At 60.8% G+C, this 20,538-nt stretch carries 18 protein-coding genes; 11 read left to right on the forward strand and 7 right to left on the reverse strand.

Annotated elements, in window-relative coordinates; genetic code table 11:
* Window positions 1–9: 9 nt before the first annotated feature.
* On the reverse strand, window positions 10–2,334 hold the full coding sequence (gene mrcB / locus GTQ41_RS22690; RefSeq protein WP_047296576.1) for a penicillin-binding protein 1B: 2,325 nt from the start codon (window positions 2,332–2,334) through the stop codon (window positions 10–12).
* Window positions 2,335–2,450: 116 nt separating this feature from the next.
* On the opposite strand from mrcB, the gene GTQ41_RS22695 reads away from it, so the two are divergent.
* The 4 genes from GTQ41_RS22695 (at window position 2,451) to GTQ41_RS22710 (ending at window position 5,813) form a co-directional block, all read left to right on the forward strand.
* Window positions 2,451–4,007, forward strand: coding sequence for a bifunctional aminoglycoside phosphotransferase/ATP-binding protein (locus tag GTQ41_RS22695; RefSeq protein ID WP_047296577.1), 1,557 nt, complete (start codon window positions 2,451–2,453; stop codon window positions 4,005–4,007).
* Between the two features lie 91 nt (window positions 4,008–4,098).
* On the forward strand, window positions 4,099–4,443 hold the full coding sequence (locus tag GTQ41_RS22700; protein ID WP_007963914.1) for a pentapeptide repeat-containing protein: 345 nt from the start codon (window positions 4,099–4,101) through the stop codon (window positions 4,441–4,443).
* A 280-nt stretch (window positions 4,444–4,723) separates the two neighbouring features.
* Window positions 4,724–4,996 carry a TfoX/Sxy family protein gene (locus GTQ41_RS22705; RefSeq protein WP_003228231.1) on the forward strand — a complete coding sequence of 91 codons (273 nt, stop codon included), beginning with the start codon at window positions 4,724–4,726 and terminating at the stop codon, window positions 4,994–4,996.
* Window positions 4,997–5,012: 16 nt separating this feature from the next.
* Entirely contained in the window at window positions 5,013–5,813 is an 801-nt protein-coding gene (locus tag GTQ41_RS22710; RefSeq protein ID WP_047296578.1) for a Crp/Fnr family transcriptional regulator, read from the forward strand.
* Window positions 5,814–6,039: 226 nt separating this feature from the next.
* On the opposite strand, the gene GTQ41_RS22715 is transcribed toward GTQ41_RS22710, so the two are convergent.
* From GTQ41_RS22715 to GTQ41_RS22730, 4 genes are read right to left on the reverse strand one after another with little or no spacing between them, the layout of a single operon-like run.
* Window positions 6,040–6,891: a ChaN family lipoprotein gene (locus tag GTQ41_RS22715; RefSeq protein ID WP_047296579.1), complete on the reverse strand. Its 852-nt coding sequence runs from the start codon at window positions 6,889–6,891 to the stop codon at window positions 6,040–6,042.
* Window positions 6,892–6,911: 20 nt separating this feature from the next.
* Window positions 6,912–7,679, reverse strand: coding sequence for a heme ABC transporter ATP-binding protein (locus GTQ41_RS22720; protein WP_047296581.1), 768 nt, complete (start codon window positions 7,677–7,679; stop codon window positions 6,912–6,914).
* Entirely contained in the window at window positions 7,679–8,662 is a 984-nt protein-coding gene (locus GTQ41_RS22725; protein ID WP_196302449.1) for an iron ABC transporter permease, read from the reverse strand. Before GTQ41_RS22725 ends, GTQ41_RS22720 begins: the two co-directional genes overlap by 1 nt.
* A gap of 50 nt (window positions 8,663–8,712) precedes the next feature.
* Window positions 8,713–9,585 carry a hemin ABC transporter substrate-binding protein gene (locus GTQ41_RS22730; RefSeq protein WP_047296585.1) on the reverse strand — a complete coding sequence of 291 codons (873 nt, stop codon included), beginning with the start codon at window positions 9,583–9,585 and terminating at the stop codon, window positions 8,713–8,715.
* A 162-nt stretch (window positions 9,586–9,747) separates the two neighbouring features.
* Here GTQ41_RS22730 and GTQ41_RS22735 point away from each other — a divergent pair, with 162 nt between their 5' ends.
* Window positions 9,748–10,065, forward strand: a complete 318-nt coding sequence (locus GTQ41_RS22735) for a Rieske (2Fe-2S) protein (RefSeq protein WP_047296587.1) — start codon at window positions 9,748–9,750, stop codon at window positions 10,063–10,065.
* On the opposite strand, the gene sfsA is transcribed toward GTQ41_RS22735, so the two are convergent.
* A complete protein-coding gene (gene sfsA / locus GTQ41_RS22740; RefSeq protein WP_047296589.1) occupies window positions 10,062–10,775 on the reverse strand; it encodes a DNA/RNA nuclease SfsA in 714 nt (237 codons plus the stop codon). The genes GTQ41_RS22735 and sfsA overlap by 4 nt on opposite strands.
* Window positions 10,775–11,947 carry a pyridoxal phosphate-dependent aminotransferase gene (locus tag GTQ41_RS22745; RefSeq protein ID WP_047296592.1) on the reverse strand — a complete coding sequence of 391 codons (1,173 nt, stop codon included), beginning with the start codon at window positions 11,945–11,947 and terminating at the stop codon, window positions 10,775–10,777. The genes sfsA and GTQ41_RS22745 overlap by 1 nt, the downstream gene beginning before the upstream one ends.
* Window positions 11,948–12,281: 334 nt before the next feature.
* On the opposite strand from GTQ41_RS22745, the gene dksA reads away from it, so the two are divergent.
* From dksA to GTQ41_RS22775, 6 genes are all read left to right on the forward strand, one after another.
* A complete protein-coding gene (dksA, locus tag GTQ41_RS22750) occupies window positions 12,282–12,725 on the forward strand; it encodes an RNA polymerase-binding protein DksA (RefSeq protein ID WP_007959616.1) in 444 nt (147 codons plus the stop codon).
* Between the two features lie 141 nt (window positions 12,726–12,866).
* Window positions 12,867–13,751, forward strand: coding sequence for a tRNA glutamyl-Q(34) synthetase GluQRS (gene gluQRS, locus GTQ41_RS22755; protein WP_196302450.1), 885 nt, complete (start codon window positions 12,867–12,869; stop codon window positions 13,749–13,751).
* A gap of 77 nt (window positions 13,752–13,828) precedes the next feature.
* Entirely contained in the window at window positions 13,829–14,005 is a 177-nt protein-coding gene (locus GTQ41_RS22760) for a hypothetical protein (protein WP_003176118.1), read from the forward strand.
* Window positions 13,989–16,943, forward strand: a complete 2,955-nt coding sequence (locus tag GTQ41_RS22765) for a sensor histidine kinase (protein WP_196302447.1) — start codon at window positions 13,989–13,991, stop codon at window positions 16,941–16,943. Before GTQ41_RS22760 ends, GTQ41_RS22765 begins: the two co-directional genes overlap by 17 nt.
* 22 nt (window positions 16,944–16,965) lie before the next feature.
* A complete protein-coding gene (locus GTQ41_RS22770; RefSeq protein WP_047296599.1) occupies window positions 16,966–18,402 on the forward strand; it encodes a sigma-54 dependent transcriptional regulator in 1,437 nt (478 codons plus the stop codon).
* A 734-nt stretch (window positions 18,403–19,136) separates the two neighbouring features.
* A complete protein-coding gene (locus GTQ41_RS22775) occupies window positions 19,137–20,537 on the forward strand; it encodes a polynucleotide adenylyltransferase PcnB (protein WP_041065404.1) in 1,401 nt (466 codons plus the stop codon).
* Window position 20,538 lies beyond the last annotated feature (1 nt).

Consider the following 20,538-nt stretch of genomic DNA (forward strand, 5'->3'; position numbering starts at 1 on the left):
CCTCTTTGCTTAATTCATCCAGCCCTTGACCCAATCCATCACCGACTCCGGCGAAGCAGGCGTTTCGCTTGCACACGCGGCACCGGGTGGCGGTTCGCTGCCGCGAATATACGGCATCTGCACGGCTCCGGGACAGTTGGCATCCGAGCCTTGCCCGGTACGCGAATCGACCCACGCCTGAACGATGTTGTCCGGCTGCGGCATATCCAGCGGCAGCGGATCGGCCTTGCGCATGAAACTGGTCCAGACCTGCAGCGCACCGGTCGCCCCGGTGAACGGGGTCTTGCCGTTGTCGTCACGACCGAGCCAGACCACCGCCAGCAGATCCTGACTGAAACCGGCGAACCAACTGTCGCGCGAGTCGTTACTGGTACCGGTCTTGCCGGCCAGCGTCAGGGTCTTGGGCAGCACGTTGTAAACCGAGCTGCCGGTACCTTCACGCATCACCCGCTGCATGGCGTTCTGGATCAGGTAGATGGACGCCGGATCGAAACGCTGCTCGATCTGGAACGGATAACGCTTGAGCGGTTCGCCCTCAGCAGTCAGCACACTGCGAATCCCGCGCATCGGCGTATTGAAACCACCGTTGGCGAGGGTCTGATACATGGTCGCCACTTCGATCGGGGTCATGCCGCCAGCCCCGAGCAACATCGACGGGAACGCCGGGAATTCCCGGGTCACGCCCAGACGCGCAATGGTCTTGAGCACATTCGGCACACCGACTTCCAGGCCCAGACGCGAGGTCGACAGGTTGTAGGAATGCGCCAGCCCTTGGTAAAGGAAGACTGTGCCGTGAGAGCGACGGTCGTAGTTCTGCGGCTTCCACACCTGACCGTCCGCGCCTTTGATCGACAGCGGATCATCCGACAGCCAACTGGTCAGCGTGTAGTGGCTCGGTTTCTCCAACGCAGTCAGATAGACCGCCGGTTTTACCAGAGAACCGATTGGCCGCACGGCGTCCAGCGCCCGGTTGAAACCGGCGTAACTGGCCTGACGGCTACCAATCATCGCCTGCACTTCGCCAGTCTCCGGGTTGGTCACGACCATCGCCGCTTCCACATCATCGGAGCCTTTGCGTCCAGCCAGACGTTTAAAGGTGTCGTTAACCGACGCTTCGGCTTTCATCTGCAGAATCGGGTCGAAACTAGTGAAGATCCGCAAGCCTTCTTCGGTCAAGTCTTCGTCGCGGTAGTCTTCACGCAACTGGCGTTTGACCAGATCGATGAAGCCCGGGAACGAGCTGTCGGCGAGCTTGCCGCGCGTGGTTACACCCAAGGGCATTTTCTTCGCCGCTTCAACCTGTTCGGCAGTCGCCACGCCTTGCTGCTCAAGCACGTCGAGCACCAGGTTACGTCGCTCCAGCGCACGCTCGGGGTTGCGGCGCGGGTTGTAGTAGGACGGACCTTTGACCATGCCGACCAGCAACGCGACCTGATGCAGCTTCAGCTCGGACAGTGGCTGACCAAAGAAGAACTGGCTGGCCAGACCGAAACCGTGCACGGCACGCTGACCGTCCTGCCCGACAAAGACTTCATTGAGGTAGGCCTCAAGAATTTCCTTCTTGTCGTAGTGCAGCTCCAGCAGCATCGCCATCATCGCTTCGGTGAGCTTGCGGCTCAGGCTGCGCTCGTTGGTGAGGTAGAAGTTCTTCACCAGTTGCTGGGTCAGCGTACTGCCGCCCTGGGTCATCTTGCCGCCAGAGGTGTTGACCCAGATGGCCCGGGCAATCGATTTCGGCGACACGCCCCAGTGGCTATAGTAGTCGCGGTCTTCAACGGCGACCAACGTATCGAGCAAATACGGCGGCACCTGATCGAGCTTGATCAGGATGCGGTCTTCAAGATTTTTCGGGTAAATGCCGCCGATCATCAGCGGCTCGAGCCGCACCACGGACAACTTCCCGCCGTTGAGCCCGGAGAGTTCGGCCACATAGTCGCCAGAGAAACGCACGCGCACCGGCTGCGGTTTCTCCAGGCCTTCATAGAACTGGAAGCCGCGGGTATTCAGATCGACGGTATTGCCACTGACGGCAGCAGCGCCGGGGCCATTGCTCACGGCTTCACGGCGATAGCCCAAGGCGTCGAGTTCGGTGAGGAAATCGTCCTTGCTCAGCTTTTGTCCGACGAACAGCTCGAGCGGACGCGCGTACACCTTCGCCGGAATGGTCCAGCGCTTGCCGGAGAATTTCTCCTGCACCACGGCATCGAGGTAAACGGCGAAGCCGGCCAGCACCACAAGGCCGACCAGACTGAGTTTAATGGCCCAGCCCAGCCACGGCCGCAGGCCCTTGGCAGGTGGTTTTTTCTTGGTACGGGGGGATCGAGTTCGAGTCATGGCGGCGGATTATACGCACTTTATTCATCCTCAACAGGAGCGCTCCGAGGTTTGCGTCAGGCTGGCGAGCGGCCATAATGGCGACCTCGAATTTCCCAGTCTCTGAAGGATCGCCCGTGAGCCAGTCACTGATCGCTGCCCTGCAAAACCCGGCCCTCTACCCGCACCCCGTCGACGGGTTCCAGGTCATCGAAACCCATATCTCGTGGGTGATCCTCACCGGGTCGTTTGCTTATAAAGTGAAGAAGCCGGTGAATTTCGGCTTTCTCGACTTCACCAGCCTCGAAGCGCGCGAGCACTTCTGCGCTGAAGAACTGCGTTTGAATCAGCGCCTGACCGAAGATTTGTATCTGGACGTGTTGCCGGTGACCGGCAGCGTCGAAGCGCCGCAACTGGGCGGCGACGGCCCGGTGATCGAGTATGTGTTGAAGATGCGCCAATTCCCGCAGACCGGCCTGCTCAGCACCCTGCAAGCCAACGGTGAACTGACCACTCAGCACATCGACGAAATGGCCGAGCAGATCGCCAGATTCCACCTCAGTGCGCCAAAAGTCCCGGCCGAACACGAGGCCGGTACACCAGAAAGCGTAATGGCCCCGGTGCGCCAGAACTTCGAACAGATCCTGCCATTCCTCAGCGACAAAAACGATCTGCTGCAACTCGAGGCCCTGCAAGCCTGGGCCGAGAGCAGCTTCGACCGTCTCAAGGCACTGTTCAGCAAGCGCAAGGCCGAGGGTTTCACTCGCGAATGCCACGGCGACATTCACTTGGGCAACGCCACTGTGATCAATGGCAAAGTGGTGATCTTCGACTGCATCGAGTTCAACGAGCCGTTCCGCTTCACCGACGTCTGGGCCGACACCGGTTTCCTGGCGATGGACCTGGAAGACCGTGGCCTGAAATCCCTGGCCCGCCGCTTCATCAGCCAATACCTGGAATTGACCGGCGACTATCAAGGCCTGGAAGTGCTGAACTTCTACAAAGCCTATCGCGCGCTGGTTCGCGCCAAAGTCGCGCTGTTCAGCATGCCGGCAGACGCCACTCCGGTGCAGCGCGCCACCACCCTGCGCCAGTACCGCAACTACGCCAACCTGGCGGAAAGCTACAGCACCATTCCTTCGCGTTTCATGGCCATCACCCACGGCGTATCGGCTGTCGGCAAGAGCCACGTGGCCATGCGCCTGGTCGAAGCGCTGGGCGCGATTCGCCTGCGTTCCGACGTCGAGCGCAAGCGTCTGTTCGGCGAGCAGACCGTAGCCAACGACGTGCAGGCCGGGATCTACAGCGCCGACGCCAGCGTAGCCACCTATGCCCGTCTGCATGAGATTGCCGGAGTGATCCTGCACGCCGGTTTCCCGGTGGTGATCGATGCGACCTACCTCAAGCGCGAGCAACGTGACAGCGCGGCGAAAGTCGCCGAGGCGACCGGCACGCCATTCCTGATTCTCGACTGCAACGCTCCGCAAGCCGTGATCGAAAGCTGGCTGGCGATTCGTCAGGCCGACAAGAAGGACCCTTCCGACGCCACGCTGGCGGTCATCGAGGCCCAACAGGCCAGCCGCGAAGCACTGACGCCAGAAGAAATTCTGCGCAGCAAGCGCGTACAGACCAATGAAAGCGGGACCCTCGACACCGTAGTGGCGCAGATTCGTCAGCGCCTGCCAGGCCTGTAAGAAACTATTTCGGCCGTGAAGTCCTCGCTGGCTTCACGGCCGTCAAATAGTGGCACTATACTGGCGTCATAAAACCAACAGGTGATGTGACATGAGCCAGCCGAAACTTCTCGACACCCCGCTTTATGCCCTGCTGCACAAAGACGACATCGCAGGCTTCAACAAGGAACGCCCGAACGACGGCCCGATCGACATGGTCGGTGGCGACTTCCGTGGTCTCGATCTGCGTGAACTGAACGCCGACGGCGTGGATTTCCGCGACGCCTACTTCCGCTCCGCCGATTTGCGCGGCATCGATTTCCGTAATTCATCACTCGAAGGCGCAAGCCTGGCCCATGCGCAGATTTCCGGTGCGTACTTCCCACCGGAACTGAGCGCCGACGAGATCCTGATGTCGATGAATTTTGGTACCCGCCTGCGCTATCGCACCCGCTGATATTTTTATCTTTCTCTGACCCGACGCCTTTCCCGCGTGGGAGCGGGCTTGCTCGCGAAGGCGTGGTGTCAGTCGATACATCCTGCGGCCGACAGGACGCCTCCGCGAGCAAACCCGCTCCCACATTTATTTCCGCATTTCTTCCCTCCTTTCTGCGTTCACAGCTGCCTTCTTAGAAGCGTTTGCGTCTAATCCGACCAAACAACCACGCTTTTCCTACTGATGGCTACACTCCTGAGAAGATCGCCCACGCACCATTCGGCCGTCGCAAGGAGGCTTGATGAATGATGAACTGCAACACCTGAAGAATCTTGGCAAGACGTCGGCGCAATGGCTGCATGCCGTGGGCATCCACAGCGCCTCGGACTTGCGTCGCCTGGGGGCGGTGGACGCCTATCGGGCCGTGCGTACCCGCGGGTTTCGCGCATCAAAGGTGTTGTTGTACGCGATCGAAGGGGCACTGATGGATGTGCACTGGAACGATATCCCGGCCGAACGCAAAGACGCCTTGAACAAGCAGCTCGAAGCCATCTCCTCGCGTCACAAGAACTGACCAGGCGCTGACGACCATGTATCTGCTCGGGGAACAATCGGCATCGATCGATGCGCTGATCAATCGTTTGCAGAGCTTGCCCGCACGCTGGCTGGAAGGGCTTGCGCCGTGCGGGCCAGCGTTTGAGCCGGAAATCTCTGACGACCTGATGGCGCAGCTCCCACGCGATCAGCTGTTTCTGCTGACAGAAGGGGTGATCCACGGCTACATCGGTGGCCGTGCGCTGTTTTACTGGCAGGAAGGCGATCTGATCGGCCTGCAGCAAGGTGACGCCTGGACCGATTGCCGACTGCGCAGCGATGGACTATTGCGCTTATTGCCCTATCGACGAACCGATCTGTTCCGACATTTGTACGCCGAGCCGGAACGGGCTGAGCAATGGCTGGAATATCTGCTGGGGCAGATGGCGCTGCTGGCACACGCGGTGGCCGAACTGAAGCCACGGGAGTTTCGCAGCACCAATGGCTTTAAACGGGTCGAGAGCGGTGACGTGTTGATCCAGCAGGGCGATGCCGCCGATCACGTCTTTGTGATCATCGATGGACATGCCGAAGCGTTTGTTGACGGGCACAAGGTTGGCGACGTGCCCAAGGACGAGATTTTCGGCGCCATGGCCGTGTTCACAGGCGAGCCGCGAAACGCCACGGTCATTGCCCGCGAGCCAAGTACAGTGATGTTGATTCCGGGCGATCAGTTTCTGAGCATGACCCGCAACAATCCGAAGATTGCCCACAGCCTGATCGAGAGCATGGCCCGGCGCATTGGCCAGCTCAACCAGCAAATCACCCAACTGAGTGCGGTGAAAGCTGCGCGTTGAGTCCCCTGTTTCCGGGGCATTCCGGCCATTTGCACGACTAAATCACGCGAATGGAAAAACAGTGGTTGACTCGTTAATGAGAATCGCTATGATTATCACAACTGATCGCGAGATCAGTCGATATTCTGAAAAGCCCTTGGTTCGGACTCTCAGATTATCTCCTCATCAGGCTAATCACGGTTATTTGACCCGGTTTTTACCGGGTCTTTTTTTGCCTGTGGAAAAGTCACTGGCCGAACTGTTTGCGCATCTGTGCGCAGTAATCCTGCGCAGGCGTGGTCGGGGTGTACCAGACGTAATCGGCCATCGCCGCGCTGACCTCGGCGCCCTGTTCGGCCAGCATCAGCACCGTGGGCGCTTGGGCTGCGCCAAGATCAAGCACATGCAGCGGCACGCCAGCATCCTTGCGCGCATGCCAGGCGCCTGCCAACAACATGGCGGGCGCTGGTGCCGCCAGCAAACGTTCGGCCATGCGTCGATCACGTTGTTGCTGAACGCTGAGCATCGCCGGCATCTGCGATTTGAGCAGCAAGCCACAGTGCGAGTCGCTTATCTGCTCAAGCAGCGTGGCTTTTACCGTTGCCGCATTGCTGCGAACGCCGGTCAAGGCCGGCGGCTGACGATAGAACGCGCGGATCTCGCTGTCGTCCAGATTGGCTGCCAGCAACGGATAGGATTGTGTGAGGGCGAAGCGAACGATCGGTCCATAAAGCTTCCAGTCCCAGCCATCCTGCCAGTCCAGAGCGGCGGCAAGATCGGTGGGCCGCGCTGCTGCATGGCGAACCTGATCAACGTTCGGCTGTTGATCAGGCGTAAGCATCTCCAGCAGCAGACTGCCCTGAGGGCGTTGCTCACCCAGCGACCGCAACAGCCACAACTGCGCAGCGTGATGATCGGCATTGTCATGCTGCTCGCCAATGATCACGTGTTGCGCACCGGCCAGACGTGTCAGCAGTTCCTGCGCGGTCAGCACCTGACCGCTGTGCAGATCGCGTATCTCACCGCTGACCGGTGGTGGCGCAGCAACATGCTGACACCCCGCAAGCCACAACACCGCCAACAACCAGATCCCGCGCATGCCATCACCTCGATGAGAAATCAGCGGGCGATGATCAGCGGATGCCCACGCTCCGGGTGCGGCTGCACCAATACTTCGAGACCGAACACCGCTTTGAGCGAGTCCGGTCGCAAAACTTGCTGCGGCGTATCCAGCGCCACCGGGCGCCCGCCTTCAAGCAGCAACACCCGATCACAATAGCGCGCCGCCAGATTCAGATCATGCAGGATGACGAGCACCGCCGCACCGCGATCAGCAAACTCGCGTATTGCCTGCAGCGTGGTGTGTTGATGCAAGGGATCGAGCATCGAGGTCGGCTCGTCCAGCAACAGGGTTTGCCCGGCCTGACCCGGCCATAACTGCGCCAAAACCCGCGCCAGATGCACGCGTTGGCGCTCGCCACCCGACAGCGCCAGATAACTGCGCCCGCTCAGGTGCCCGGCATCCGCAGCGTCCAGCGCTGCCGCAATGATTTCGTCGTCGCGCACCCGACCACTTTGATACGGCAAGCGGCCCATGCCGACCACTTCCTCCACACGAAAGGCAAAATCCAGCGTCGAGACCTGCGGCAACACCGCCAGACGCTGGGCGCGTTGCGTACCTGTCCAGTGATTCAGCGCCTTGTCGTCGAGCAACACCTCGCCTTCACTCGCCGTCAGCTCACCGCACAAGGCACCGAGCAAGGTGCTTTTGCCGGCACCGTTCGGTCCGAGCACACCCAGCACCTCACCGGGCTCCAGTTGCAGGGTGACGTCGCTGAGGACGGTCTTGCGCCCGCGACGGATGTGCAGATTGTGCGCACGCAGCATCAGGCACGTCCTCGCAGCAGCAGATACAGGAAGAACGGGGCACCGATAAACGCCGTGACAATACCGATCGGCAACTCCGCCGGCGCCAGTGCCAGCCGCGCCACCAGATCCGCCAGCAACAGCAGGCTCGCCCCCGCCAGTACCGACGCGGGCAACAGCACGCGGTGATCGGGCCCGGCCAATAAACGCACCAGATGCGGCACCACCAGCCCGACGAAACCGATCATCCCCGCCGCCGCTACCGCTGCGCCAACACCCAACGCGGTGCAGAACACCAGTTCACGCTTGAGCCGTTCGACATTGATCCCCAGATGCCCTGCTTCGGATTCACCCAGCAACAACGCATTCAGCGCCTTGGCACGACGCGGCAACCACAGCGCAACACCGGCGCTGATGATCAGCAACGGCCACAAACGCGCGTAACTGGCACCATTGAGGCTGCCCAGATTCCAGAAAGTCAGCGTGCGCAGGGTCGCGTCATCCGCCAGATAGGTGAACAAACCGACTGCCGAGCTGGCCAGCGCCGTCAGCGCGATCCCCGCCAGCAGCATGGTCGCGACGTGAGTCTGGCCGTTGCGCCGTCCGAGCCGATAGACCAGCGCCGTTACCCCCAACCCGCCGAGAAACGCGCACGCCGACAACAGATACGGCCCGAACCACTCTGGCAAACTGCCAAAAAACGTACCGCCGACAATGGCTACAGCCGCACCAAGCGCCGCACCGCTGGAGACTCCGACCAACCCGGGATCGGCCAGCGGATTGCGAAACAAACCTTGCATCGCCACACCGGACAGCGCCAGTACGCCGCCGACGGCCAGGCCGAGCAAGGTCCGCGGCAGACGGATCTGCCCGAGAATCAGCTCAGCCTGCTCCAGACCGTCCGGCGCCAGTGGCACACCGAGCATGCGCAGAGCCGCGCGCAACGTATCGAACAGCGGCAGGCTCACCGGCCCCAGCGCCAACGACAGCCAGATGGCCAGCAAACACAGGAGCGTCAGCCCGATAAACAGGCTGCGTGGTTTGACCAGTACGGTCATTGGCCGCTCGCAGTCGGGTAGAGGCCGTCAGACAAACCCTTCAACGCCGCCGGTAAACGCGGCCCGAGCCCGCCGACCAGCAGCGTCGGATCCAGCTCCAGTACCCGTCCGGTCTTGGCCGCACGGCTTGAATTGAGGATGGGGTTTTCCTTGAACAACGCCGCTTTTGCCGCCTCACCGCTCAACGCGCGATCCGCAAACACCAGCACCTCAGGATCAAGCCCGGCCAGCGACTCCACGGAGAACGGCTTGTAACCGGTATGCGTTGCCAGGTTATGTCCGCCGGCCCGTTGCAGCAGCCAGTCGGCGACAGTGTCCTTGCCGGCAATCAACGGTTTGCCGCCGGCATGCCCGATCAGCACCAGCACACCGGGCGCCTTGTGCCTAGTCTGCAACTCGGCGATTCGCGCCTTCTGCATGGCGAGCTGCTGTTGATAACTTTCCAGCAACTGCGTCGCCTGGGCTTGCGCGCCGAGCAACTGCCCGAGATGCGTGAGGTTTTTTTCCAGCGTCGGCAGATCCGGCTGCGCCGAGAACAGTTCGACCTGCACCTTGGCGCTCCTTACCTGAGCGATCACCGGTGGCGGGCCCATTTCTTCGCTGCCGATAAGGATGTCCGGGCGCAGGCTGAGAATGCCCTCTGCCGACAGGCTGCGTTGATAGCCGATACTTGGCAGTTTCTTCAGCGACTCGGGATGCTGGCTGGTGGTGTCGACGCCGACCAGTTTCGACTCCCCGCCCAACGCACTGACCCACTCCGAAAGCGCGCCACCGGCACTGACCCAACGCTGTGGCAAGTCGGCAGCTGTCACCTGAAGGCTGGCGAACAGTCCGACACACAGCACAGCAACGCGGATAATCAGGCGCATACGCAGCTTTCCTTGAACAGTTTTCCCGGGCAGCGAACCGGCAGGCCAAGTATTCTTGGCGGCAGCCGCGCACAGTGGGCGAAGGCGGCCATTTGATAATTGTTTGCATTTAAACGTCAAGCTCGGACATTTCCTGAAACGAGCCGACAGTTGAGGATAGTCATGAAGTTTTTGTGCGCGGGCGCCGATCTCGCCGAGGCCGGCAGCCGTGGGTTCGACATCCACGGCAACAAACTGTTTGCCGTGCGCCGCAATGGTAAGGCCTATGTTTATCTCAACCGTTGCCCGCATCGTGGCGTCGGCCTGGAATGGCACCCCGACCAGTTTCTCGACCCGAGCAACAGCCTGATCCAGTGCGCCACCCACGGCGCACTGTTCCTGATCGAGGATGGCGAATGCGTCGCCGGGCCCTGCGCCGGGCAATCCCTGACCGCCATCCCCTGCCGCGAAGACGCAGAAGGGGTGTGGATTGATGTTTAACCGTTGAGCAACACGTCCAGCCGCCGGTCGATCACCATCTCTTCATGGTTCAAGCGCACGCCGTAGGCCAGCACTTCAACTCCGAATGCCACCGCCTCGCGCAGGGCATCGGCGTAGGCCGCATCGATTTCCTCGGCCGGACGCACTGCGTCAATCCCGCTGAGATTGACGCAATACAGCTGCACCGCCCGAATGCCGTCACGGGCCAGATGCGCCAGCTCACGCAGATGCTTGGCGCCGCGCTGGGTCACCGCATCGGGAAACGCCGCGACATTCGTTCCGTCGAATCCCAGCGTGACACTTTTCACTTCCACGTAGGCCGGACCGCTCGGGTACTCGAGACGGAAATCGATACGGCTCTTTTCCTGGCCGTACGCCACTTCACGTTTAAGCGCCGTAAAGCCGCTCAACTCGTTGATGACTCCCGCCTGCAGCGCCTCTTCCACCAGTGCGTTGGCACGGCCGGTGTTCACGCAAAACAGCCGGCCCTGCGGGGTTTCGCCAATTTCCCAGGTGCCGGGCAGCTTGCGTTTCGGGTCGTTGGAGCGACTGAACCACACCTGTCCGCCCTCAACCTGGCAGTTGAGCATCGAACCGGTGTTCGGGCAGTGAAGGGTCAACAGCTCGCCATTGACCGTTTCAACATCAGCCAGAAAACGTTTATAGCGGCGAATCAGCCGCGCCTCTTCCAGAGCCGGATAAAAACGCATCAGCCTTGCCAGCTCTTCAAGCCACGAGCGATGCGTTCCACCGCTTCCTGTAAGCGTGGGAGGTTTTGCGTGTAAGCAAAACGCACATGATGGCCCGCTTGATAACGACCGAAATCCAGCCCCGGGGTAAAGGCAACGTGCTCGGTTTCGAGGAAATGCCGGCAGAACGCGAAGGCATCACCGCCGAACTGGCTGATATCGGCATACAAGTAGAACGCACCTTCAGGTTCGACGGCGATATTGAAACCCAACTCGCGCAACGCCGGCAGGAGGAAGTCGCGACGGCGGCCAAATTCGGCGCGGCGCTCTTCGAGAATGCTGATGGTGTCCGACTCGAAACAGGCCAGTGCGGCATGCTGCGCCATGCTCGGCGCGCTGATATAGAGATTCTGCGCGAGTTTTTCCAGCTCACTGACGGCCGCATCCGGTGCCACCAGCCAGCCGAGACGCCAACCGGTCATGCCGAAATATTTGGAGAAGCTGTTGAGGACAAAGGCGCTGTCATCGACTTCCAGCACGCTGGCGGCATCGGTGCCGTAAGTCAGGCCATGATAAATCTCGTCCACCACCAGATGGCCGTGCCGCGCCTTGATCGCTGTGGATAATCCGGCCAGTTCGTCGCGGGTCAGGAGGGTGCCGGTCGGATTGGCAGGCGAAGCCACCAACGCACCAACGCTGTCGTGATCCCAATGCCGCGCCACCAGATCCGGGGTCAGTTGATAGCGCACCTCCGGCCCGACCGGAACCAGTTGTGCCGCGCCTTCAACCAGACGCAGGAAGTGCCGGTTGCACGGGTAGCCCGGATCCGCCAGCAGCCAGTGTTTGCCCGGATCGACCAGCAAGGCGCTGGCCAGCAACAGCGCGCCGGAGCCACCCGGCGTGATCAGGATCCTTCGCGGATCAATGTTCAAGCCGTAGCGCGTTTGATAAAACCCGGAGATCGCTTCGCGCAATTGAGGAATGCCCCGCGCCGCGGTGTAGCGAGTCTTGCCCGCCGTCAGCGCCGCTTGCCCGGCGCGGATGATCGGTTCGGCTGTGGTGAAGTCCGGCTCGCCGATTTCCAGGTGGATCACATCGTGACCTTCGGCCTGCAGTTCATTGGCCCGCGCCAGCAGCGCCATCACATGGAACGGTTCGATCGCACGACTGCGCGCACTGTAGGGCTGAGCCATTGGTTTTCCTTCGACGGGGAAAAAGAGACGATTCTACCTGTCTGCCGGAACGAGCGAGAACCCGTCGCGGTCACAGCCTCAAGAACGCTGGACTGTAACGATATGCGCGTACGCTCCAGGATTGACTAAAATCAGAGATTGATCAGGCCTCCATCACTGTCAGACATGACTTGCCAAACTTCTGCAAGCGCCGCCCGCCGGGGCCTCGACATCCGGGAGTAGCGCAGGCCGAATTGATCTGGTAAGTTCGCCCGCTTGCAGCCGCAGGGCCGGCAGGTGTCGGTGATGGAGCAATCCTGCGCAATGGATTACAAGAGTAGAGGCGGTCCATTTCATGCCCACCCAAGCAAAGCAACAGGCAAGTCAGACACTCAGCGGTTTCGAACCCTACGTCCCGAAAGCGGGCGAAGAGTACATGGGCGCTCCAATGCGCGCGCACTTCACCAAGATCCTGACCAAGTGGAAACTGGACTTGATGCAGGAAGTCGACCGCACTGTTGATCACATGAAAGACGAAGCGGCCAACTTTCCTGATCCGGCCGACCGTGCCAGTCAGGAAGAAGAGTTCGCCCTCGAGCTGCGCGCCCGCGACCGCGAGCGCAAACTGATCAAGAAGATCGACAAGACCCTGCAACTGATCGAAGACGAAGAGTACGGCTGGTGCGACTCTTGCGGGATCGAGATCGGCGTCAAGCGCCTTGAAGCCCGTCCGACTGCCGACATGTGCGTCGACTGCAAGAACCTGGCGGAAATCAAGGAAAAGCAGGTCGGCAAGTAATCTCGACCTGAACGAAAAACGGAGCGTGCGAACGCTCCGTTTTTGTTTCTGCCTTTTGCCCTTGTGGGAGCGAGCCTGCTCGCTCCCACCCGTTGACCTGCGTATCGCCTGAAAAGTAGCTTCGTTTCCATGACAGCCAAAATCTCCCCCGCCTACATCGGCCGCTTCGCCCCCACCCCCAGTGGCCACCTGCACTTCGGCTCACTGGTGGCTGCCCTCGCCTCTTACCTCGACGCGCGTGCAGTCAGTGGGCGTTGGCTGGTGCGCATGGAAGATCTCGATCCGCCCCGCGAAGAACCGGGCGCGCAGGCGGCGATTCTCAAGGCGCTGGAAAGTTACGGCTTCGAGTGGGACGGTGAGATGGTACGCCAGAGTGACCGCCACGCCGCCTACGCCGAAGTGCTCGACAGCCTGTTCAACCATGGCCTGGCCTACGCCTGCACCTGCTCGCGCAAGCAGCTGGAGCCGTATCACGGGATTTATCCGGGTTTGTGCCGCAATGCCGGTCATGGACAGCAAGATGCGGCGATCCGCCTGCGCGTGCCGGAACTGGAATACCACTTTATCGATCGGGTGCAGGGCGAGTTCCGGCAGCATCTGGGGCGCGACGTGGGAGATTTCGTAATCCGCCGCCGCGACGGTCTCTACGCCTACCAACTGGCGGTGGTGCTGGATGACGCCTGGCAAGGCATCACCGACATCGTGCGCGGTGCCGACCTGCTCGACTCCACGCCACGCCAGCTCTACCTGCAAGAACTGCTGGGCCTGCGTCAGCCGCGCTATCTGCACCTGCCACTGATTACGCAGCCGGACGGCAACAAGCTCGGCAAATCCTACCGTTCGCCGCCGCTTGAGGCCGATCAGGCCACGCCGCTGCTGTTGCGAGCCTTGCGTGCGCTGGGGCAAAACCCCGGTGCCGAACTGGCCCATGCCACGCCCGAGGAATTGCTCAAATGGGGCGCAGCCCACTGGGATGCATCGAAGATCCCGCGCACACTGACGTTGCCCGAGGCGCAACTGCAATGACGACACTTGCAGTGGCGCGCCCATCCGTTACCATCGCCGCACGTTTTCGGGCACGCGCATAAAAAAGAGAGGCCGGGATGTACATCTATCGCTTGGTCCTGCTTCTGGTCGTGGGAATCTATCTGTTTTCGCCAGCCATCATGGATTGGTGGATCGACGCCACGGGCGCCTGGTATCGGCCGTATCTGCTGTGGTTGATCCTGATTGTCGTGACCTTCATCCTGCAGAGCCAAAAAGATGCCGATGAGCTTTAGCCTGACCCAGATGATCCTGATCAGCGCCGCGTACCTGGCGGTGCTGTTCGGCGTTGCCTGGATCAGCGAACGGGGCATGATCCCGCGGGCGATCATTCGCCACCCGCTGACCTACACCCTGTCGCTGGGGGTCTACGCCAGTGCCTGGGCGTTTTACGGCACGGTGGGGCTGGCCTATCAGTATGGCTACGGCTTTCTGTCCAGCTACCTCGGGGTGTCTGGTGCGTTTCTGCTCGCACCGGTGCTGCTGTATCCGATCCTGAAAATCACCCGCACCTATCAATTGTCGTCGCTGGCGGATCTGTTCGCGTTCCGCTTTCGCAGCACCTGGGCCGGCGCGCTGACCACGATCTTCATGTTGATCGGCGTGCTGCCGCTGCTGGCGTTGCAGATTCAGGCGGTAGCCGATTCGATTGGCATCCTCACTGGCGAGCCGATCCAGAGCCGCGTCGCGCTGGCGTTCTGTGCGCTGATCATTCTGTTCACGATTTTCTTCGGTTCCCGGCATATCGCCACTCGCGAGAAACACGAAGGGCTGGTGTTCGCGATTGCCTTCGAATCGGTGATCAAACTGATCGCCCTCGGCGGCGTCGGTCTGTATGCGCTGTACGGCGTGTTCGATGGCCCGCAACAACTCGAACTGTGGCTGCTGCAAAACCAGACCGCCCTCGCCGCCCTGCACACGCCCCTGCAGGAAGGCCCATGGCGCACGCTGTTACTGGTGTTTTTCGCCTCGGCGATCGTGATGCCGCACATGTATCACATGACCTTTACCGAAAACCTCAATCCGCGCTCGCTGGTCAGCGCCAGCTGGGGCCTGCCGCTGTTCCTGCTGCTGATGAGCCTGGCAGTGCCGCTGATCCTGTGGGCCGGCCTGAAGCTCGGCGCCACCACCGACCCGGAATATTTCACCCTCGGCATCGGCATCGCCGCCAACAGCAAACCGCTGGCACTGCTGGCCTATGTCGGTGGGCTTTCAGCCGCCAGTGGCCTGATCATCGTCACCACCCTGGCCCTGTCGGGCATGGCGCTGAACCACCTGGTGCTGCCGCTCTATCAGCCGCCGGCCGAAGGCAACATCTATCGCTGGCTGAAGTGGACGCGTCGGGCGCTGATCGTCGCGATCATCATGGCCGGTTTCTGCTTCTACCTGATGCTCGGCGCCGGGCAGGATCTGGCCAACCTCGGCATCGTCGCTTTCGTCGCCACGCTGCAGTTCCTGCCCGGCGTGCTTTCGGTGCTGTACTGGCCGACCGCCAACCGGCGCGGCTTTATCGCCGGCCTGCTGGCGGGGATTGTGGTGTGGGTGGTGACCATGCTGTTGCCACTGGTCGGCAATCTGCAGGGTTTCTACATTCCCCTGCTGAACATGATTTACGTGCTGGACGACACCAGTTGGCACATGGCGGCGATCGCCTCGCTGGCAGCCAACGTATTGATGTTCACCCTGATCTCGCTGTTCACCAACGCCAGCCCCGAAGAAGCCAGCGCCGCCGAAGCCTGCGCGGTGGATAACGTGCGTCGTCCGCAACGCCGCGAACTGCATGCTGCTTCGCCCCAGGAGTTCGCCACGCAACTGGCCAAACCGCTGGGCGCCAAGGCGGCGCAGAAAGAAGTCGAGCAGGCCCTGCGCGACCTCTATCTGCCGTTCGACGAGCGCCGTCCTTATGCCTTGCGCCGCTTGCGCGACCGCATCGAAGCCAACCTCTCCGGCCTGATGGGCCCGAGCGTGGCGCAGGACATGGTCGAAACCTTCCTGCCGTACAAGGCCGGCGGCGAAAACTATGTGACCGAAGACATCCACTTCATCGAAAGCCGCCTCGAGGATTACCACTCGCGCCTCACCGGACTGGCCGCCGAACTCGACGCCCTGCGCCGCTACCACCGCCAGACCTTGCAGGAGTTGCCGATGGGCGTCTGCTCGCTGGCCAAGGATCAAGAGATCCTGATGTGGAACAAGGCCATGGAAGAACTCACCGGCATCGCTGCGCAACGGGTGGTCGGTTCACGCCTGAGCACGATCGCCGATCCGTGGAAGCCATTGCTGCAAGGCTTCATCAACCTGCCCGACGAGCACTTGCACAAGCAGCACCTGGCTCTCGACGGCCAGACCCGCTGGCTCAATCTGCACAAAGCGGCGATCGACGAACCGTTGGCGCCGGGCAACAGTGGTCTGGTGCTGTTGGTGGAAGACCTGACCGAAACGCAGATGCTCGAAGACAAACTGGTGCACTCCGAGCGCCTGGCGAGCATCGGTCGACTGGCGGCGGGTGTGGCCCATGAAATCGGCAACCCGATCACCGGCATCGCCTGTCTGGCGCAGAACCTGCGCGAAGAGCGCGAAGAAGACGGCGAACTGACGGAAATCAGCGGGCAGATCCTCGAACAGACCAAGCGCGTGTCGCGCATCGTGCAGTCGCTGATGAGCTTTGCCCACGCCGGCAGCCATCAGCACAGCGACGAACCGGTTTGTCTGGCCGAAGTCGCGCAGGATGCCATCGGTCTGCTGGCGCTGAACCGACGCAACTTCGAAGTGCAGTTCTACAACCTGTGCGATCCGGATCACTGGGTCGAAGGCGATCCGCAGCGGCTCGCCCAAGTGCTGATCAATCTGGTCTCCAACGCCCGTGATGCCTCGCCTGCGGGCAGCGCCGTGCGGGTCAAGAGTGAAGCCGGCGAACACACGGTCGATCTGATCGTCGAAGACGAAGGCAGTGGTATTCCGCAGAACATCATGGACCGATTGTTCGAACCTTTCTTCACCACCAAGGACCCGGGTGAAGGTACCGGTCTGGGCCTTGCACTGGTCTATTCCATCGTTGAAGAGCATTATGGACAAATCACCATCGACAGCCCGGCTGATGTACAGAGCCAGCGCGGCACCCGAATCCGGGTGACCTTACCGCGTCATGTCGAAGCGACGTCCGCTGTGAACTGAGACCGTCGAGAGTATCGAATCAATGCCGCACATTTTGATCGTCGAAGACGAAACCATTATCCGCTCCGCCTTGCGCCGCCTGCTGGAACGCAACCAGTACCAGGTCAGCGAAGCCGGTTCAGTGCAGGAAGCACAAGAACGCTTCAGTATTCCCACATTCGATCTGATCGTCAGCGACCTGCGCCTGCCTGGCGCCCCCGGCACCGAGCTGATCAAGCTCGGCCAGGGCAAACCGGTGCTGATCATGACCAGCTACGCCAGCCTGCGCTCGGCGGTCGACTCGATGAAGATGGGCGCGGTGGACTACATCGCCAAACCTTTCGATCACGATGAAATGCTTCAGGCGGTTGCGCGGATCCTGCGTGATCACCAGTCGGCGCCTGCCGCCGGCGAAACGCTTGCCGGCAAACCGAGCAGTGGCAGCGGCAAATCGTCTGTCGACAACAGCAACGGCGAGATCGGCATCATCGGCTCGTGCCCGCCGATGCAGGACCTGTACAGCAAGATCCGCAAAGTCGCGCCGACCGATTCCAATGTCCTGATCCAGGGCGAGTCCGGCACCGGTAAAGAACTGGTGGCCCGCGCCCTGCACAACCTGTCCAAGCGTGCCAAGGCACCGATGATTTCGGTGAACTGCGCGGCCATCCCGGAAAGCCTGATCGAGTCCGAACTGTTCGGCCACGAAAAAGGTGCGTTCACTGGCGCCAGCGCCGGGCGCGCCGGTCTGGTGGAAGCGGCGGATGGCGGCACGCTGTTCCTCGACGAGATCGGCGAACTGCCGCTGGAAGCCCAGGCTCGTCTGCTGCGTGTGCTGCAGGAAGGCGAGATTCGCCGCGTGGGTTCGGTGCAGTCGCAAAAGGTCGATGTGCGTTTGATCGCCGCGACCCACCGTGACCTCAAGAGCCTGGCGAAAATCGGCCAGTTCCGTGAAGACCTGTATTACCGCCTGCACGTGATTGCCCTGAAATTGCCGGCATTGCGCGAACGTGGCGCCGACGTCAACGAAATCGCTACGGCGTTCCTCGCCCGACAAAGTGCGCGCATCAACCGTACCGACCTGAAATTTGCCGCCGACGCCGAACAGGCCATCCGGCATTATTCCTGGCCGGGTAACGTGCGAGAGCTGGAGAACGCGGTAGAGCGCGCGGTGATTCTGAGCGAAAGCCCGGAAATCTCTGCCGACCTACTGGGCATCGACATCGAGCTGAGCGATCTGGAAGACGACGAGTTCATCGGCTTGCCTGCGCAAACCGCAGGTAACACCAGCAACAGCAGCCATGAGCCGACCGAAGACCTGTCGCTGGAAGACTACTTCCAGCACTTCGTTCTTGAGCATCAGGACCACATGACCGAGACCGAGCTGGCGCGCAAACTGGGCGTCAGCCGCAAGTGCCTGTGGGAACGCCGTCAGCGCCTGGGCATTCCACGGCGCAAGACCGGGGTCACCAGCGAGAGCTGAACGTTACCTGTAGAGTGTGCGGGTAACGCTTGAAGACGTGAAAAAACTGTTACCTCAGCTTTTTCACGTAACAGAAGCCGGGGTTATCGGTAACGAAACCCCGGCTTTTTTTCGCCCCGAGAAAACCGTTATATCGACCTAACCCCTTGTTTTATTGGGCTTGGCAAAAGTTGGCACGGCACCTGCTATATGTTTGGTACAAGAACAATAACAAGCAATGCACAAGACAATAAAAATAAGACGAATCGACTCACGCACAATAAAAACAAGACGGCGAGAGGCGCAGCTAACTGATTCTTTTGGAGAGGCGTTGTATTTGGGGCTAGCCCCACGACCAGGCCGAGAACAACAAAAACTGTCCTAAGACAGAGCCTGTACTGGTTGGATCGCAAGATCACTGCAACACAGCGACCAAAGCAATCCGTTTGCTCTTGGCTCCCGATTGGGAGGGTCATGAAGGAAAAGCTTCATGACGAGGGCACTCAACAAAAACAAGAAGCCCGAATCAATAATAAAAAGAGCACGCAACTACTTCTTGGGGAGCTTCGGCTCCCCTTGTAGTTTCTGTCTTTCGGCAAAAACCTCCGTTTCGACCCTGCCCGATGCCTGTAGCCTGCGGCTTGCAGCGCAAATCTGCTGCGTCCTACACCATCCCCCGACTAAATGCTAGAATCTGCGCCCATCATGCGGTCATTCTTTGGTATGGCCGAACATTCCTTCAAACAGTGCATCCCATGCTGAAGAAGCTGTTCCAGTCATTCCGAACACCCGTGCGTCGTACGCAACACATCCGCAGCACTCCTGAAGTGCTCAACAGCGGCCAACATTCGCTGCAAAAGGGGCAATTCAGCCGCTATGCGGTGAATATCGTCGAACGCTTGCAGGGCGCCGGTTACCAGGCCTATCTGGTCGGCGGTTGCGTGCGTGACATGCTCCTGGGCATCACGCCCAAGGATTTCGACGTCGCCACCAGCGCTACCCCCGAGCAAGTCCGAGCCGAATTCCGCAATGCGCGGATCATCGGTCGCCGCTTCAAGCTGGTGCATATCCATTTCGGTCGCGAAATCATCGAAGTCGCGACCTTCCGTGCCAATCACCCGGTCAATGAAGACGACGAAGACAGCAACCAGTCTTCGCGCAACGAGAGCGGGCGGATTCTGCGCGACAACGTCTACGGCACTCTGGAAGAAGACGCGCAACGCCGCGACTTCACCATCAACGCTTTGTATTACGATCCGGTCAGTGAGCGCATTCTCGATTACGCCAACGGCGTGCACGACATCCGCAATCACCTGATCCGGTTGATCGGCGATCCGAAGCAGCGTTACCAGGAAGATCCGGTGCGCATGCTGCGGGCCGTGCGTTTCGCTGCCAAGCTGAATTTCGGCATCGAGAAGCACACCGTGCAGCCGATCCGCGACCTGGCGCCGATGCTGCGCGAGATCCCGTCGGCCCGTCTGTTCGAGGAAGTGCTCAAGCTGTTCCTCTCCGGCCACGGCGCGATCACCTTCGAGATGCTGGTCGATCTGCAACTGTTTGCCCCACTGTTCCCGGCCAGTGCCGACGCACTGGAATACAACCCGGAATACACCCACACGTTGATCAGCGAAGCGCTGACCAACACCGACCTGCGCATAAAACAGAACAAACCGGTCACACCGGCGTTCCTGTTTGCCGCCCTGCTGTGGCCTGCCCTGCCGGCCCGCGTATTACGCCTGCAAGAGCGTGGCATGCCGCCGATCCCGGCCATGCAGGAAGCCGCGCATGAGCTGATCGCCGAACAGTGTCAGCGCATCGCCATTCCAAAGCGCTTCACCATGCCGATCCGCGAAATCTGGGACATGCAGGAACGCCTGCCACGCCGCAGCGGCAAACGCGCCGACCTGCTGCTGGACAATCCACGTTTCCGCGCCGGTTACGACTTCCTGCTGCTGCGTGAAAGCGCTGGTGAGGAAACCGACGGCCTGGGCGAATGGTGGACGGATTATCAGGACGCCAACGACAGCGAACGCCGCGACATGATCCGTGATCTCAGCGGCAAAGGTGATGACGCCAGCGGTGCGCCACGCAAACGTCGCCGCAGCAGTGGTTCCAAGCGCAAGCGCGCCGGGGCTTCAAGCTCGACGGGCGAATAAG

The organism is Pseudomonas sp. AN-B15, assembly GCF_019056475.1.
Classification (GTDB): domain Bacteria; phylum Pseudomonadota; class Gammaproteobacteria; order Pseudomonadales; family Pseudomonadaceae; genus Aquipseudomonas; species Aquipseudomonas parakoreensis.

Bases quoted from the DNA above. Each gene is read 5' to 3' on its own strand.
- mrcB (WP_047296576.1), bottom strand. From the start codon at position 2,334: ATGACTCGAACTCGATCCCCCCGTACCAAGAAAAAACCACCTGCCAAG.
- GTQ41_RS22700 (WP_007963914.1), top strand. From the start codon at position 4,099: ATGAGCCAGCCGAAACTTCTCGACACCCCGCTTTATGCCCTGCTGCAC.
- GTQ41_RS22705 (WP_003228231.1), top strand. From the start codon at position 4,724: ATGAATGATGAACTGCAACACCTGAAGAATCTTGGCAAGACGTCGGCG.
- GTQ41_RS22710 (WP_047296578.1), top strand. From the start codon at position 5,013: ATGTATCTGCTCGGGGAACAATCGGCATCGATCGATGCGCTGATCAAT.
- GTQ41_RS22715 (WP_047296579.1), bottom strand. From the start codon at position 6,891: ATGCGCGGGATCTGGTTGTTGGCGGTGTTGTGGCTTGCGGGGTGTCAG.
- GTQ41_RS22720 (WP_047296581.1), bottom strand. From the start codon at position 7,679: ATGCTGCGTGCGCACAATCTGCACATCCGTCGCGGGCGCAAGACCGTC.
- GTQ41_RS22730 (WP_047296585.1), bottom strand. From the start codon at position 9,585: ATGCGCCTGATTATCCGCGTTGCTGTGCTGTGTGTCGGACTGTTCGCC.
- GTQ41_RS22735 (WP_047296587.1), top strand. From the start codon at position 9,748: ATGAAGTTTTTGTGCGCGGGCGCCGATCTCGCCGAGGCCGGCAGCCGT.
- sfsA (WP_047296589.1), bottom strand. From the start codon at position 10,775: ATGCGTTTTTATCCGGCTCTGGAAGAGGCGCGGCTGATTCGCCGCTAT.
- GTQ41_RS22745 (WP_047296592.1), bottom strand. From the start codon at position 11,947: ATGGCTCAGCCCTACAGTGCGCGCAGTCGTGCGATCGAACCGTTCCAT.
- dksA (WP_007959616.1), top strand. From the start codon at position 12,282: ATGCCCACCCAAGCAAAGCAACAGGCAAGTCAGACACTCAGCGGTTTC.
- GTQ41_RS22760 (WP_003176118.1), top strand. From the start codon at position 13,829: ATGTACATCTATCGCTTGGTCCTGCTTCTGGTCGTGGGAATCTATCTG.
- GTQ41_RS22765 (WP_196302447.1), top strand. From the start codon at position 13,989: ATGCCGATGAGCTTTAGCCTGACCCAGATGATCCTGATCAGCGCCGCG.
- GTQ41_RS22770 (WP_047296599.1), top strand. From the start codon at position 16,966: ATGCCGCACATTTTGATCGTCGAAGACGAAACCATTATCCGCTCCGCC.
- GTQ41_RS22775 (WP_041065404.1), top strand. From the start codon at position 19,137: ATGCTGAAGAAGCTGTTCCAGTCATTCCGAACACCCGTGCGTCGTACG.